13 protein-coding genes are annotated in these 17,469 nt (G+C 41.5%); all 13 read right to left on the bottom strand.

The genetic code is table 11. The features are described from left to right. Positions 1-4: 4 nt before the first annotated feature. The 13 genes from AC1DP6_RS27890 to AC1DP6_RS27830 all read right to left on the bottom strand — a co-directional run bounded on the left by AC1DP6_RS27890 (position 5) and on the right by AC1DP6_RS27830 (position 17,469). Positions 5-796: a hypothetical protein gene (locus AC1DP6_RS27890; protein WP_477057806.1), complete on the bottom strand. Its 792-nt coding sequence runs from the start codon at positions 794-796 to the stop codon at positions 5-7. Between the two features lie 27 nt (positions 797-823). After that, positions 824-7,447, bottom strand: a complete 6,624-nt coding sequence (locus AC1DP6_RS27885) for a hypothetical protein (protein WP_477057805.1) — start codon at positions 7,445-7,447, stop codon at positions 824-826. Beyond that, positions 7,444-7,962 carry a hypothetical protein gene (locus tag AC1DP6_RS27880; RefSeq protein WP_477057804.1) on the bottom strand — a complete coding sequence of 173 codons (519 nt, stop codon included), beginning with the start codon at positions 7,960-7,962 and terminating at the stop codon, positions 7,444-7,446. The genes AC1DP6_RS27885 and AC1DP6_RS27880 overlap by 4 nt, the downstream gene beginning before the upstream one ends. A gap of 4 nt (positions 7,963-7,966) precedes the next feature. Next, the gene (locus AC1DP6_RS27875; RefSeq protein WP_477057803.1) at positions 7,967-9,037 is read right to left on the bottom strand and encodes a hypothetical protein; all 1,071 of its coding nucleotides are present in this window, start codon (positions 9,035-9,037) and stop codon (positions 7,967-7,969) included. 33 nt (positions 9,038-9,070) lie between these two features. Further along, a complete protein-coding gene (locus tag AC1DP6_RS27870; protein ID WP_477057802.1) occupies positions 9,071-11,530 on the bottom strand; it encodes a hypothetical protein in 2,460 nt (819 codons plus the stop codon). Positions 11,531-12,329: 799 nt separating this feature from the next. Continuing rightward, on the bottom strand, positions 12,330-12,710 hold the full coding sequence (locus tag AC1DP6_RS27865; protein WP_477057801.1) for a DUF1801 domain-containing protein: 381 nt from the start codon (positions 12,708-12,710) through the stop codon (positions 12,330-12,332). Positions 12,711-12,722: 12 nt separating this feature from the next. Further along, positions 12,723-13,085: a VOC family protein gene (locus tag AC1DP6_RS27860; RefSeq protein WP_477057800.1), complete on the bottom strand. Its 363-nt coding sequence runs from the start codon at positions 13,083-13,085 to the stop codon at positions 12,723-12,725. Between the two features lie 35 nt (positions 13,086-13,120). Further along, positions 13,121-13,963, bottom strand: coding sequence for a helix-turn-helix domain-containing protein (locus AC1DP6_RS27855; protein ID WP_477057799.1), 843 nt, complete (start codon positions 13,961-13,963; stop codon positions 13,121-13,123). Between the two features lie 211 nt (positions 13,964-14,174). Beyond that, positions 14,175-14,831 (bottom strand): hypothetical protein, encoded by a 657-nt coding sequence (locus AC1DP6_RS27850; protein ID WP_477057798.1) that lies wholly within the window; start codon positions 14,829-14,831, stop codon positions 14,175-14,177. Positions 14,832-14,917: 86 nt separating this feature from the next. After that, complete coding sequence (locus AC1DP6_RS27845; protein WP_477057797.1) at positions 14,918-15,064, bottom strand: hypothetical protein; 147 nt, start codon at positions 15,062-15,064, stop codon at positions 14,918-14,920. A gap of 871 nt (positions 15,065-15,935) precedes the next feature. Then, a complete protein-coding gene (locus AC1DP6_RS27840; protein ID WP_477057796.1) occupies positions 15,936-16,391 on the bottom strand; it encodes a hypothetical protein in 456 nt (151 codons plus the stop codon). A 304-nt stretch (positions 16,392-16,695) separates the two neighbouring features. Beyond that, entirely contained in the window at positions 16,696-17,070 is a 375-nt protein-coding gene (locus tag AC1DP6_RS27835) for a hypothetical protein (RefSeq protein WP_477057795.1), read from the bottom strand. 105 nt (positions 17,071-17,175) lie between these two features. Beyond that, entirely contained in the window at positions 17,176-17,469 is a 294-nt protein-coding gene (locus tag AC1DP6_RS27830) for a YciI family protein (RefSeq protein WP_477057794.1), read from the bottom strand.

Here is a 17,469-nt window from a genome sequence, read left to right as displayed (position 1 = left end):
AACACTAGAATAAACTGATCAGGGTATAGTCTGCATAAGCAGCAGCCGGCTTCCAACCTGAAGTCCCCTTCACCAGGTAAGTTCCTGTTCTGAGTAAAGCCATCGGAATGTCTTTCTCTTTCCACAGGTCTACGGACATTTTGACTTCTTTATCCATGGCAGTATTCAATGGATCGTTAAGATTGGTGAGTCTCATATATACCCCCCTTAATACCCTTGCACCGGGATCATAATCATAACGATACTCTTTGCAGGTAATGTGATTCGGACATAGTAACCGCACAGTTGTTTGCTCCGGAACGACCTTGGTATCGATGGTATAATGGTCATTTCTCCAGATATCCACCATACTATCTGTCGCCATTTTGAAGGGAGAGATTATTGTTCTGGCTGGCCCCACAAACATTTTCTTTGTGCTCTTACTAACTGTGATGTATATATCCTCCAGCGCAACCATCTCTACATCTCCGGTTTGGTAATACAGTTCATTCCCTTTTCTGCAAAACCGGAACGGACTGTGAAGTGTTGATGAACTATCTGCCGGATCACGTGCATCCAGGGAACCTGTCATAAATAACTCGTGACAGGAATCTATCCGTGCGTATACCCCCATTAACTCTCTTAACATATTCTCATCTTCCCGCTTATACACCACTCCTTTATCTGCCGCCGGGGCTACAACAGGAATTGGCCTTGAGCGATACATCCAATGTGGCACACCAGCAAATGCCATCACCACACCGGTAAGTATCAGGATCGGGATCAATATTTTTAATGAAAATGTAATCTTCTTCATAGCAAGAGATTCAATCAGTTTAATTATTTATAATTTGCGATATACAGAACGGCTTTCTTTCAGGGTCATTACTCCACGATCGGTTTCTTTCTTCACCCTTGCCAGTGTTCCTTCTTCATCGTATTCATAAAATGTAGCAAAATTATTCTCATCCATTTCTGCCATTAACCGCAGCGTCTTTTCATCATATGCATATGTTTTAATAGTAGCATAGTTTGGAAATATGCGTATATCGTCAATAGCGGCAGAGGAAGATGCAGGAATCTTCAGTTGGAGGGTAGTCGTACCAGCGGGGATATTAATTTCTCCTTCTACCAGCTTCCAGCCTTCTACGGTGGCTTTCCGCGTTAATACCACATTCACGTTATTGGCTGACAAACTAATTCCAGGCAGGCTGTTTCCGTTACTGCCATCTTTCACCCAGGCCGAGAAAATGTAAGTCCTTGAGGGTTGAGGCTCAAAACCATTGGGGTAAATGCCTTTGGCGAGCTTACGTATGTATTGACCAAATGCATCCTTACCGAGGTAGGCGCCGTCTCCGGCCAGATGCTCCAGTGAATGTACATTCGTTGTCAACTCAATGGCTTTTGTTAGCTTAAGGGAATAATTGCCGGTATGTGCATCATCCGACTTAATATATGTTTGATAATTACTTCCCAGTAAGGAATGAATATCAAAACTATCTGCACTACAGGAAAATGCGCCGCAGATACCATTAAATTTATAATCTTCAAAACCATCAAAATAGATCTCTCTTCTCATAGCATTAGCCGCTACAGCCACCGGAACGGCCCCTCTGTAACCAAAAGCCGCACTGCTATATCGGAGTAAGGCATCTTTATTTTCCTGCTCCTGCCCATATTTATCATACAGGGTTACGTACCGGCTGGTCACCCAATTAGTGTTGGGTGTTGATGCCGGCTCTCCTTTTACACCAGTGGCATCAAAATACCAATACGACTTAAATGCGCTTAAATAACCGCTGTTGCGAAGATCCAAACCCGTATTTTTCTTTGAAAAAATCTGCTGATCAACCCTGTTTACTTCATAGGCCTTTTCTTCTGACACACGCCAGTTTCCTAAAACGCCTGCCAGGTATGGATTAACGATCAATGCGGATCTTGAATCACATACGTATGGAGAATCACAGATGCCTGGTAAAGTGCCTGACATACATCCATATCTGGATATCCTCCGGTTATTTCCATCCAGTATATAGGTATTCGCCTTCGTTCCCGGAGTCAAAAGGTTCTTCGTTGAAAATAGAATAATCCGCTCATCCACCTGGCTCAGGTCCATGTTATACAATACATCCGGTGAGTAACGGTATATTTCCACTCCCACAGATCCATGATTAGTTATATTTGGAATTTCAGGAAAAGACTTGTTAAAGAACTCCAGTCTTAACCGGTGCTTGCCTGCTGTGAGCCCCATAGGCACTACTGCCCAATTATATAAATTATAACCATAAGGAGCACTATCCGGTATACTGACTACCACTACATCGTCTATATATACCCTGCATAAATCATCTACACCAAAGCCAATTCCATATGTTCCGGCAGCAGGCACATTAAAACAGGTTTCCAGCCCCATCCAGGTATTAAATATGACATTTTCTGCCTTATCTAACCATATCCCACTCCTGTTCAGTGGTCCGCACATACCCAGTCTTGCTGCGGCAGCTAGAAATGAAAAACTGGCAGTGCCGCAATTTCCACCCCAAAAATCACTTTTCCTGTTAACTGTCGAATTATTAGCTAATTTAAAATCTGTCCCATTCTTGCTGTACCCTGCGTCCAATACTCCCTTTGCCAATTTCAGTGTATCATTTGGATTCTCTATAGGTAAAAGGTCACATCGGCTGCCATCTGCGCTCACTACATATCCGGGAGGGCAGCTATAGCAAATCTTCGCCCCCCATTCTTCTTCATACAATACCACTTTAGCATCCAATACTTTATATGAAGTAGCGTCTGCCGAAGAAAAAACACCCAACGTGTTGCCTGCTATCGGATTCTTCATACATACTATAGTACCTATGGTTGCCCCTAATTGGTTTCTGAATCCGGAACGTGATATTTTTACCTGGCTACTTAAATTTTTGATGAGGCTACCACCATCATCCGTCAACCGTAGTCTATTTACCGGATCACTGGCTGTTGGAGAATTAATTACCCAATATCTTGTATTGGCAATCTTCAGATCTATTATTTCATCTCCACCAGTCAACAGCGCCGCATACCTGGGATCAATCAGTCCATTATTGTCCGTAGTAAAATTATTTATTACGGTATTTACATTTTTGTAGGCGCCTGCCATCTGTCCGTACCTCCAATAAGCCGGCAGGTTTACGGAATATACCGGATCATTAAATTCGTTGTTGGTCCGGGTAACCACTGCCTGTCCTGTATTACGATCAAACACCATTGTGGAAGAGGTAACGGTTGAGCCATTTATTGTTTTTACCACCTTGTCAATTATGCCCGTTTGCTGTACTGTTTTAAGCACCGAAGCAGAACGGAACAGTCTATAGTTATCATTATCTTTTCGCGGCCAATGCGGAATAGGAAGCGCCCAGGCGAAAAATGGAATTACGTCTACTCCCAATTGTACGGTAGTTCCCATATTTTTACTTTCCTGCTCCCGCATATCTGTCACCATTTCTATTTCCCTGCCCAACACTTCTGCCGGGTTGATATTTCCCTTTTCATCTACTGTGGTAACGGTGTTATTCAGCTTACGCTTACCTGCATCCAGCGGATCTGATTTATAGTAATAAACTGAGGAAGATATCTCCGCACCACTCTGGTTAAAGACTCTTTCTGCTTTAGGCTTACCATGCATATCATTTAACCAGATCACATACCCCTGAGACATAGCCAGTTCATATACCTGGCTGCCACCAGAGAAAGTAGCCCAACCAGAAGGACCTCTCTGGCGCACATCCGGCCGCGCCTGTGATGCTACAATTACCGGGTAATCCTTCGCAGTGTAAAACTCATGCTGCAGCCATCCAGTTGTTTTTACCGGATCTGCATTCCCGGATGCATCCAGGTCTCTGACAATCACATTGCTATATCCTACCTGTGGAGCCGGGAACAAACTTTCCCCAAATGGTTCTTCGAGATAAAAATAATTCGTCAATGTACCTCTTGATTCCTGGCTGTAAGGGACCGGCATGCGCATGGGGTTTTCATCTGCACCAATAGAGGGTTCATACGAGGCGACTCCGCTACTGATCATTTGCCCTCCGTTGTCGATACGATATTCGTATTGTTGACCATATCCGGCAACAGGAGCAGTATTATTGCTCATAATATCCCAGCTATCCGTCATCCGGATCTTTCTGACCCTCGCCGGACCTCCTATCTTTATTCCATCTCCTTTGACAACCCGGGCAAAGCTCTTATTCAGATTAAAATTGATTCCGAAATCACTGTCACGGGCCCGCTCATTGAAATTCTTTCTTAGCTCACTCAGGTTCCCGATGGCATTGACAATTGCCGTCAATGCCCTTTCAATCCCGGTTTCACTCTGTATCCTGTCTTCATATCCGGGATATGCATATTTAGGGTATTCCAGTCTCATTTTCTGCCAGGCAGCCATAATAAAAGGATTAGCAGTAACACCCCCTTCCGATACATCCTTAAAAATAATATTATAGGTACCGTCATTATTATTCTTCACTTTCACCACTTCTGCATAACAGGATATGTTATCAAAAGTGCTGTCGGCATTATTGCCGGTATCATCCGTCACATTTACATTCATTTTCACATAGAAATCGTTTCTGCCATTCAGATAATCCGTAACAAAATTCCTGAGTATATTGGGATCATCCGCGCCTCTCAATGGACCTGGCGCTACTATTTTAATGCCGTGCGCATCTCTCAGGTTCCCCGTCGTGGTACCTGTACTGTCTTTTATCATGGCTTTAATACCGACCATTTGCATCGCTTTCCTATCCTGCACATAGGCATAGTCGCCTGCCTCGTACTCCACATTTATTTCCCCTCCTGTTGGCAACGTTACTTTAGTGAGGTTCCATTTTTTTGCGTTACTATTTGCAGATGCGGCGTCTTGGATGGTATAAGGAAATTCGTCATTTTTCATGCTTCCGAATCCACCGGTGGCGTTAGCCGTTACAGGCTTAAAACTCCCCCACCGATCCGATGACATTAAAGCATATGCCTGATTGTTGGCATATTCGAAAGTGTAGGGATGATGTGTGCCTTTTCGCGAAGCACCATAAGTAGAGTAGATCTTCTTCAGGGTTAATTTACCACCGCCATTAACGCTGTTGGGCACTCCGGGACAAAGTGTATAATCATATTCAAAAAAGGTCGTTTTAATCGGCTGCGATAAATCACTTTTGGAATACAGTCTTATTTCCTTCAACCTTCTTTGCTTCACATTTTTATTTATTTTCCCATACATATCGTTTACACCCAAAGCATCTTCCCGGTCTTCTGTAATAAAATAAGCAATCTTGGTTTTCGTTTCTATTGAGTTCAGGTACCATAGTTCCTTTTCTCCATAAACCACATTTCCTTTATCATCGTCTCCGTCGGCATTCAGCCCCCGGTTATACATCGCTTTACCTTCCTGCAATGGCGAACGCCAGGAAAAATTGGCATTTACTTTTGAGTAGTTGAACTTCACGGCGGTACCTAGATCATCGTCTGTGATACCGTTGTTAGTCAGATCCACATAATCCGGGCTCAATATGGAGGTAAGCAAAAATGAAGAAGCGTATCCTGGTTGTGTTTCATGCTGGTAAAATTGATCTTTACCGTAGTTATGCATAATTTCTCCGTTGGCGTCAAGATCCATCTGGATCAGGTTGTCCTTCGTATATTTTACGCTGTCTCTATAGGCAGGCTTCACCGCAAAAGTATATTCATCCTGGCGAATGGTATAAACAGGTAAACCATACACCGCTCTTTTGCCATCGCTTTCTGTTACTGTTATTTCAGAAAGATGATATCCTTTTTTATTCAATGTTCTGCTGATGTTCTGCGCCACTTCCGGACCACATGCCGGCGGTGTTTTCAAAGTTGAATCATAAAATTTATAAGAAGGATAGGTGGCTTTGGAGGATATCTTCGAAGCTTCCTCAGCAGTAAGATAACTCACCGGTGACACCCTCATCTGACGTCCGTTCTTTTTATAAGTACCCGATGGAATATAGCTGTTCCCCTTGTCGTCCTGTAACTGCGCCAATGCTGTTCTATCAGACAATGACACCGCCACCATTTTTTCTCCCTGTATCTTGTTTACATAGGCAGCATCATCCGCGGTTTGTTCACTCATCATTTTAAAATATGCCTGCTCTTCCTGTACCTTGGTGGTATCTCCTTTATAATCTGCCACAGATAAGAAAGCATTATTTCGCTGCCACTTCCTGGTGGTGTTATTAATATTCTGATTATACAACTGTACTCCCCCATGGAAATAAGCCCCAAAACCGTAATCAGCTCCAATAGAAAAGTTTTCTGACTGATCTTCTGCATTCGGATCAAATACCACAGCGGTATTTCCTCTCTGCAACCTGAACTGCCCACTACCCATCTGATTGGTATATGAAAATACGTCAGGAGTAGATACCGGTACTGCTATATTGGGCAGATTGGGTATAACGGGATTATCTTTCTCCCGCATAAAATCCATGACAGACTCTTTTACATTGGTGCCACGATTTGCATACAAATAACCATACTCCGCATTCGTATGTGTATCATTAAGCACACTTTGCTTGCTCATATACCCGGTCAATCCCGCACCACCAAATATTGTAAACCCTGTTCCTCCCACCGTCAGGGAATAGGATTGGCTGGATAATTTATTTCCAAAGTTAATCTTAGGACTGAACGGTGGTGTATTATAGATATAGCTCCGGCCAGATTCAAATTGTAATTTCTCTACCCCAAAGGAATTAGACAGGGTCAGTTCCTTGAGTCCTTCCCTGGTATTATAGCTCAGGTTAGCCGAGACGCCAGTGGAAATTGCAGCAGAAGTGCCGAAACTCACACCGCCTGTTGCCGTTACGCCACTATTGGTATTGGAATTAAATCCGGCATTCAATCCTGCGGTCAAAAAGCCACTATTCACTAATCCCAGAGATAATCCTGCATTCACCCCAAACTCAGCCCCCATCCCGGTGTAACTATCGCTGAATACACCTACGGAAATCTCTCCCGATACTTTCGCCACATCCAGACCTTTCAACTCCAACCGTACTTTTCCTGTTCCGCCATATACATACCTGTTGGCTACCGAGTGTTTCGTTTTAATAATATCACCTGAAAAATCATCGGGAACACCTCTTAACTGCCGGTTGACAGCGCCTACATTTAAATTCCATCCCAGTCCTACCCAACTGGCCTCATCATCAATACCAACACCGGAAGCATAGTTAATATTAACAGGGTATCCATCAATATCCATTAACGGAATATTGTATTTAAATCCCCCTGAAAACAGATCCACCATATCATTGGTCCCGTAGGCCGCGAACTGCTTATGTTCTGGCTGTGACGGACCTGAGGTAAGGGCCAGCGTTTGGAGAGGTATCAGGTTCTCCAAAGTCAGCAGTGACAAAAAGAAAAATGCCAGTGTTTTCTTAATCTTTATACTCTTTATAATCATAGCCTGTGGCTTAAAGAATCAGCAATAAGGATATATTTTTTCTCCAGCGGAAATACCAATCGGGTATTGGTAAACAACCAATCTTTAAACACAAACATGGCCTGTTGTACCGGCAGCATGGGTTTGCGCTCAAAAATGACCAGGTACGTAATTCCTGAAAGATTGCCGTTAGCAATACGTTCAGCGGATACAGGAGCAAGTGTATCGCGGTTTAAGATGAGCTGGAACAGTGTATCTACGCCGTACGAAGCCAGTTTTTCATTCACCGTCACTTGTTTACTTCCATTCACATTTACCCGGAAAGCCATCTCTGTAGCATCTTCTTCTTCATGCAGACCTGCCTGCTTTTCCCAACCCAATGGCAGATAAGTAAGTCTTACTTTGGTATCTCCTATCTGTTTATCCTGCACAAGTCGACTCTGTGCATCCTGCATGAGATTTTTCACCTGCTCCCTGTTATTATTGCAAGCCAGCAATAGTAAACAGCAAGCGTTCAATATTAAAAAGTGCTTCATGATTTTATTCGGTATCATTTTTAAAAAGAAACCTTAATTGTTTTGTTTCGCCATCAGGAAGTTTCACTTCCAACAGGTAGTAATATCCATCGGTGAATGTGCTGTTATCGGACAGGTCGATAGTAACGTGATTAATACCTCTGTCGAGCGATACCACCGGCAGTTTTTTAACTACCTGCTCAGGTTTAGTGATACAGGAAATACGATACTCCAGTTTTGCTTTATCGTAGATGTTCTTCACGGCGAATAACAACTGCCCACGGGCCACATAGAAATTTCCTTTTACCAGATCCTCAATGTCTCTAAAGCTTTCCGGCACCTTACTGGCAACGCTATCTGTACATTTTACTTTGAAAGTCCACATCTCAGAATTAGCCAGTATCATATCATTCCGATACGCAGTTACCTGCCATATATATTCCTGTCCTTCTGTTAGCTCGCGGGTAGCCGGCGGGAAAAACAGCATGGGCATCTGTATATATTGCTGGTTAATCAACGGCATATTATAACGCAATGCCTCCACCTTCGCCTGTCCCGGTTTTAGTAATGTCAATATCAGGCGATACTGCATGCCTGGTATAGCAGGCAACATCGGCTGCCAGTAAAAGGTTGGTCGCTTATCACATATCGCATCTTCATCAGCCGGCGCAGAAAGCATCAATGGGGAAAAAGGCTGGAGATAATAATCAAAGCATTGCTGAGATACGGGTTCTCCGGTATGCCCCCCTTCATCCACCAATTCGAAACAATATTCATAGTCACCCTCTGTAAAAAACCCGGATTGACGGCATATGTCGGCCAGTTTATTACTGCCAAAAACAATGCTGGCACCACCCATTAATCCGGCTGGCAATGGATTAATACCCGCCTGTAATTCAAAAGGTTTTGTCTTGATGGTGACGATCTGCCCCACCTGTTGAGCAGTTACTGTTACCTGCAATCTTACCAGCGATTTCTGCCCACTGCTGTTAGCCAGTCTTACCTGAAATAATCCATCCAGTGTACGCCCATGTACTTCCGGCAGAAACGTAAACGCTACCTGTGCGAAGGAGTGCTGAATTGAAAATAATAGCACGAAGATGGACCAGCATATTAAGTTCCGCATATACTACTTGTTCAATTGATAGTTTAAAGAAAGTTGTGTGCTGAAATTTCCAAAAAGGTAATTCCGGGCGGTATTCAGGAGTTGTTTCCTGGCATCAGCATACAGGTTTACATTCAACCGGCTTAGTAACACGGTACTTACCGTTTGCCTGATACCTAATTGCCGGACTACATCTTTATTATCGAGATAGGTAATTCCGCTACTACAGGACAACATTTTACCCAGCTGATAACTCCATCCGGTTTCCGCTGTCAGCAGATTACCATAGAGGGCCTGATCTTTCAGATCCTTATTATAGAAAAGGCTGACGGTGAGTATATGTGTATTTACCAGGATACTGTGGTTGAGGTTAAAATTCACCAACATACTCTTCAGCGGAGCCATTTCCATTTGTTGCAGACTAAAGCTGAAATTATTATTCTGAGACAGGGAAAACAATTTGCCACTGAGCTGTGAGCCTACTTTTATCTGCCGGTTCAGGTAACCTGTTTCGGTTAATTTTTCGGAGATACGTTTCATCATCGACTGTTCAATCTGACCAATCAATGAAAAATTCTTCTTTATTTTAATACGGGTGTCAATACTATATTGGCGATTTCTGTATTTGCTATTCGTAAGCGGTGAGGTATTCATATCTCTCATATCCATCCTGAGTCCTACAGTAATCCTGCGCTTATTCCATGATCTCTTCAGGTTTCCGCCATAGCGAATAGTTCCCCGGCTTGCGCTGGCAGATGCCGGATTGCTGTACCCTAACCCGGAATAGCTGACATAGGCACGTTGTGTCATATTGGCAACACGTACTTCTCCACTGTAATCGAGTCCTACAGAAAGGGTTTCCCAGAAATCATTCAGCAAAGTAAAAGCGGCCGTTTTGGAGGATAATGCGTAACTATTTCCAGTCGCTGAATTATTGAATTGGGTATTAGATTTGGAGAGTTCAAACTTCACATTCCCATATTCTCCCAGGTCAATTTGTTCAGAAAAGGCCCCTACAAAAATATTTCTTGCCAGGCTTTGTGTATTAAACTGTCGTAATGCCTGATTTTTTGTATTGGCATTTACCATGGCAACGTGACTATGCTCGTTATTGATATCGCCGGCTCCCATTTGAACAAATTGCATCGAATAGGCCCCGGGATCAAGTGAAGAGGTGAAGTTCAGGTCTTTTATGTCCCCGCCACTGCTTTTAGTACCTGCTCCCAGCATTAAGAATTTATTATTGTTAAAAAACGATCCCTGTGCACCAGACATAAACAAATCCTGCACCCCTCCTTTGCTACCGGAAGCAGCGATATTACCTATATCAAGACTTTTTGCCTGCAGCAATATTTTTTGAAGAAAATTCAGTGGCAACAGGTTCTTGATATTCCGCTTCTGTGTTTCAACATCCTGTAGGCGCCCGTTCAGTGATCCCGTGATTTTGTGTTGGGCGGTAAATGTTTCTTTTGCGGCTAATCCGTCATTTATATTGGTTTTAAGACTCCTGACACTTTCCAGGTAATGTCTTGCAGCAAGGATAGTTCTTCCATGCGCATCAGTGGCCATTAAAGTCGTATCAGGTATTTTTCCGTTCAATTCTTCTGCATTCAGTTGCAATACTYTGTTATCCAGTAGCAAATGGGTAATCTGGCTGCTATCCAGGTATACGAGTTGTTCTGCTGACACAAGATTCTTAAACGCAGCGGCTTTTTGCGCATCCACCATTTGCTCCATATCTGACTGAATCGTAGCAATACGTTGCGATGTAAAGGACTTCAGTGCAGATGTCACATCTATATCTCCCAGAAAATATTTGTTGAGGTTATAGCTTTTTTCCACGTAAGCATTCATCCGTTGCATATAGGCATCCTTGTCGAATGAAAACTGTTTCAGTTGCTGATCAAGGAAATTACGGTCAGGCGTACTAAATCCCGATAAATTAGTAAAATGGACATTCACAGGAATATTACCAACTACCACATTATCTTCCAGGTTAACAAGAAACCCGGCCGGAGCTGTTGCTCCTGGGGCATTATCAGTAAAAGCACCTGCACTGATCTCTTTCACATGATTATCCCAGGCGCCTTTCTGCATGACAGACCTGGCATTGAGATCATTTTTCAGCGCATAAAACCCCCTCATTTTGGCGTTCAGGTAATTGGTAATCCGTCCGGTATCCTTTAGCAGCGCGTAGCCTTTTTGAAGACGCTGTAATTCTTTAGCGCCGTGCACCTGACTTACATGTTGATAGAATTGTGATTGCGCGGCTTCATTCAAACCGTGTAATCCGTTCATTTGTGAAACGGGTGGCCGGATGCCAATGGACTTCCCAATTGCCCGTGCGTTAAGGGAGTCAATGATGGCTGTTCTTAGTATCGGATTATTAACATCTGGTGCTTTAGATACCTGTTGCGCCACCGTTAGTGAAGGCAACAGTATTATATATAGCAGGAGTTGAAGGGGCCGGGATAAATTTTGCATGCGATTATCAGTTTTCCTGTAAAATGACGCTTCTAAAAATGACTTGTTTCATAGATGTTTGTCTCCATTTTTGGGATTTTATAACAGTTTAAATCAGATGCGATGTACAAACAAGCAAAACAAGCTACAAAACTTCATTACATAGGGTTTTAAACACATTACTGAGCGTATAAATTATTTTAATAAAGAAATTCCTATTTATAGAATAAACGGTACCTATCCACTGCTACTACGTCAATTTCAACCCCGCTTATGACTCTAAAGCGCGGGCTCATTTTCTACAAAACTATTTGGAGCGCTCAAAAGGCTAATTAAATTTGATAGAAAATCTACTGACAAAAACGAGAATAAGGACTAACAAAGCATATTTCATGGTACTGTACCTAAACAAAAATCAATTAACTTTTCATGTTACTATTATGGTTAAACAAAGAAAGCAACAACTATTATTGCCACAATCAAACTGATACAATATAAGTCGCTACAAACTTCTCAGAAAAGAGCGGCTGCAAGGTATATCTACAAATCAACAACTTCAATAACACTTTCGTGTAAAATCTCTCGTTGTTGTTTAATGTAAAGTGAAATTAAGTGCAAGGAACGCATCCTATTTGCGTAATCCTTCATTCATTTCATAAAGAAAAAGCGATCCGCACTAGATAATGATTGATCAGACATGATAAGTTCATCTGAAATTCGGGATGAGACATGATAAGTTTCATCTGGAATTCCGGATAAAACATATCAAACTGCTCCGACTCCATTTTAAAGGATTTTTTTCCTTTAATTCTCTATTTAGTTATAGGTCTACCCTTTTCTTATATGCTTTAAATGCTTCTTTAATAAGCATCGCTAACGCATCAGCGTATATGTCTTCCTGCTTTTTTATTTGCACATACCTTGACAATTTTCCCGCCCCTTTCAATAATTTTTCAGGGTCAGGCAAGTCAACCCCTTTATAAAAGCCAAGTTTAACTTCTTTTTGAGAAGGGATTAAAGTGCATACCATATCGGTATACCGTTTGCCGTAGCTAAATGCCATCATTTTAGCAGGAATGTCAAGCTGTACCTGTATCTCAGGTAAGCGTTTCAAAAGCACGTCTCTAAGTAATAAACTGTTTTCAGCAACAGTTTGTGGGAATCCAGAAAGAAAAGTATCTATTAATTGCTCATTCTCCATAAAAAAATGAATTTAACCCTTTAGTCCAAATTCGTTTCCATCTTCGTCTAAAAAAGAAGCAAATTTTCCCCACTGCATTTCAGAAAGTTCTTTAGAGAACTTTACCCCATTCCCCTTAAGTGTGCTACAAAATTTATCGATATTGTCACAGATGAATACAATAGAAGGTTTACGTTCTGCATATGCTGTCATCAACTGCCTGGGATAAATTACAAGGCAGCTTTCTGCATTTGCCGGGGCGACTTCCATCCAGGTCATGCCCTCGCCCATATCAAAGTTATTGCGAAGCTCAAAGCCTACTTTCTCTGTCCAAAAAGTAAGGGCTTTGTTTTGATCTTCCACATAAATGGCCACCGTTCCTATTTTCGTAATCATATTCAATAATTTTTAAAGCAAAGTTAACCTGTCCTTCATGGAATATCTTGTAAGAAAACGACATCACTTTCATTATTTTTCCTGTATTTAATAAAGCTGATCAATTGCTTTCTGAAATTTGCCGGTGTTATGCCGAAAAATTCTTTAAAATCTTTGCTGAAGTGTGCCTGGTCTGCATAGCCAACTTCGTATGCTATCATTGCCAAAGGGCTGTTTGGGTTTCTTGCCAGCAATACCCTTGCATTGCTAAAGCGCACAATTCTGGAAAATAGTTTGGCAGAAATGCCTATTTCATTCATGAAATCCCGTTCCATCTTTCTGGGATTAATGCCAAATACTTCGGATAACTCCCTGATTCCAACAACTCCTTGTTTTTTAATTATCTCTTCGGCAATAGATTGGGAAAATATTTCTTTTCCTTCGATTCCCTTCATTCTGGAAAGAAAGTATTGACTGATAATGCCCACCTGTTCTTCTTTTGGGGCGCCCTTTAATTGCTGCAAAAATATTTCACCATTGCCCAAAATGATTTCGGCATTCGTTATTTTGTTGATAAAAGCATTGATGGGTTTGTTCATAAACTTATGAACCGCCCACGGTTGAAAACGAACAGCAACTAATTGTGTTACGCCTGCCGAAGTCAGCAACAACTCTCTATCAAATGGGAATATCAGGAAGCTGTCTGGTAGCTGCTGTTGTTCATTTTCGCTTTTTACTAAACAGAAAGGACTACCGGAAGTAAAAATGAGTTCAGTATTTATGTTGGCCCATAGATGTTCGTATGTGTAAGGGTTTTCTCCATAGTTCCGCTCAAGCGTCCAAAAACACTTGATGTATTTCTTTAATTGTTCAGGGACGGTGTATTCTTTGTAATACATGCGGATTATCTTGTTCTGTTGGAGTTTCCCACGGGCTTGACGGTAGCAGCTCAGGACTTGCCGTTTCAGATTTTAAATGTACAAAAGTTTCTACTAGTACAAACGTTCCTAGAAGTATAAATGTAGGGGAGATGCACTTCTAAGTTTAAAGATTTCTTTCAGAAAAATATGTTGGATTGATATTAACTATCAGAATGAGGGGCTACTTCATCTATTTTGTCTGTCGTACATAAATAAGAGAATCCGGTAAACCATCGCGCTTTGCCATTGCTTCAATAGTATCTAAAATCTCCTGTTCAAGCCTATTTTTCACTCGCAGTTCTTCTTCTGGCGACATAAGACTTCTCTGGGCAACATATCCATTTTCTCGAAGCGTAGGATTATAGACATCACTCAATGCAAGCATGCCCCCAAAAGATACCAGATACATTTCTTCTGGCCCTTGTTTGAAATATATCCTTTTGTTATAAATGCTATCAAGATCTACTAGTTTATTATAATACTCCCATTTTGCAGGTACTGCATACCCTCTTTCTTGAATTAACGTATCTAAATATTGCATGATTAGCTCTGAGCTCAACGACGTCTGAATAGGATAATCTAAATCTACAAGGTTACCCGCCTTATAAACAGCGTTACAGCCTGCAATAAAATAGCTTGCAGATATTACAATAATTATCAAGAAACATCTTAACATAAAATCCAATTTATCCTCTTTTTTTGATGGAATAGCTTGCCAATTCCCCTTTTTATCTTTTGTCCACATTGCTTCATTCCTTATCCAATTTCCGTCCTTATCCTTATTTTTTAAGAAATAATTGATAGTTACCCCTATTCCAGCAGCCTCCTTAGTATAATTTTTAAACATAAAGGCAAATATTGCATTTTTCTTGCCTTTTATTACCTCATTGAAACTGGCTTTCCCATTCCAGGCTATACTTCTTTCTCCCTTTGTTACAGGTTGTCCATTATAACCGGGTTGGTCTGCCTGAAGACGGTTCCCAAATTCCCTTTCCTGACATCAAATCCCGCCGACAACAAACTTGTCCAGCTGATGGCTTGCTTTAGCTGACCAATAAATTCAGTAGTGATGATGTTCATCTCAAAGCAAGAGATGATTGGCTATTAATTCTTTCCTATTTCCAGCATCATATTTTTTCAATGTCGCTATAATTTCTCCATTCTTCACCCAATAGGTTTCCCCCCATCCATGGGAATCGAAGCCATTTTTAATGAAAAAATCCGCTGCACCGGGTTCGTCCACATCAAAAACGAATAATTTTATATGCTGGTAATCTTCCAGAGATAAGAATAAGTTTCTAAGCTGAACAACAGTCGGACTCCAGCCCGCATAAAGAAATACTATTCCAGTGGTCTATTTTAAAAAGCATATTATTGGATGCGACTGCAAAAAAAACGAAAAACCAGATTACAAGAGGGATACTCTTCTTAAATTTCTTCATAGGTACTGATTGAAGGTGATACAGAATAAATCAATGATCTATGGTTCAATATCTACATAGAAACAGAAGATTCTAATGAATAAAATTCCACTCCCTCGGAGAGATCATCCTGTACAACTAATCTTACATACTGCGGTTCTTCCCAATTAACACCAGAATTTAGATACCTAAGAAAATGAGCCAAATCAAAATAATTATACGCCCCACATAAGGTATATCGGGGGAATGCATCCGGAAAGGGTTTCTCATTCAAATCAATCATGCTAAACTCCCTGCCATTTTCCCGTACGTAGGCGTTAATTTCGTTCATTCGCTTAGTTAAATTCTCGCTAGGAGAAATAAATAGCATAATAGATGTGTAATTCCCCATTTTTAAGTTTCTTTTTATTACAACTACTAATACATCCCGGTCCTCTTAGTTTTATCTCACTTAAATAATAATACTGTTCTCAGTACCAGCATAAATACTACTTACTAATACCAATAAAACATTTCTCATCACGATATTATTATTTGAAGAAAACTTCGTACTCCATTATCAATCCTTCATCATGCATATATCGGATCTTGTTCAAATCCGGAAACACCACCAAATAATCACTGAACTGAAAAAAGTCCATGCAAAAATATTCCTCATGCCATTCGCTAAACGCCATGAACTCATGAACAAAAATTTTAAATACCCATTCTTTGCGATGGCCTTCGTCAGTAACGATTAAAACAACTTCAGACTCGTCCAAATCATTAAAAAAGAACCTATAGAAATCTTCCCGGGAAAGGTCTTTCTTTCCTAGTTGGTAGTCAATCCAATCAGGTATTTTCTTACGTTTGAACCTTTTGTTACTGATCTCCCCCATCGTATCCCAAAGTGCATTGAAATTGACGAGGTCTGAATATTTCACAAAATTTAGTTGGGTGTCTTTAAGACTTTCGATAGCGGCTGTCCGGGATAGTATCCATTTCATGCCTTCAGTACTATTAACATTCAAAAGAGAGACGATTTCATAGTTAGGTATTTGCAGCGGTAGGGATAAACCGCTTATACTTCCATTGGATCTCGTACAGGTAACATTATATGGCCCAGGTTACACTCCGTTTCGCTACCTGTAAAGGATTCGGCCATTGATTCAAACACGGCTTCATGCTCATCAGCCTGGGATATAAGCTGCTTCAACAGCAACAGCATAAGGCTACCATTCCCTTTCATTCTTTACACTAATTAAATAACATAGTTAGCACACCATCTCTATAAAAATCATTACTATTTCATCACCTCAATTCCCGCACGGTAATCTGCTCTTCCTCCCCCATCATCCAGGAATCACCTTTCACCGTCACCTGATCACCTGCTTTCACTGTTTTGTATTGGGAAGGATCTTTCAGATTAGCATGGCTCACGGTGGCGGAATATATCTTTCCATCTTCGCTTACCACTTTGGCAGTATAACCATCTTTCCCGCTTACTACTTCTTTTACTTTACCCGTGATTTCCTTTACCGGTTTTTGACTTTCGGTGGGCGTGGCAGGCGTTTCCCTTATGGTAGCGGAATCGCTGGCGGGCTGTTTGGGGGGTGTCTGATTACAGGCAGTCATCAGGGAGATGGCTATTACAAAAATACCCGGGGTTATCATGTGTTTTTTCATAGTAATTGATTTGTGCGTAAATATACTCCTAAAGGGAAGATATCATATTAAAATCAAAAAATCCCTTCATCGCTGAAGGGACTGCGTCCACTTGATAAAATGACGTTAGCGCCGGAGCAACCCCACTTCCATAGGAAACAGCTCATTGGTAAAGCTTCCCGCAAGAATGGCCGGGTCCTGCGCCGCAACCTGCCGGGCACTATCTTCCGAATCGACTTCTATGATGCCGAGTCCATATATGCCGGCAGGGTCGAATACAGGTCCAAACACAACGGCTATACGCTTTTCCGTCAAAGCTGTCCAGTAAGCGATATGCCGGTCCATCGTTTCTTTTTCTTCCGCAGTAGTATCCAGGTGAAACGTAGGACGGGGCGGGATTAATTTATAGAGGTAGTACAT

The organism is Chitinophaga sp. 01L420, from assembly GCF_056399985.1.
This window is presented reverse-complemented; position numbering and strand designations above follow the sequence as displayed.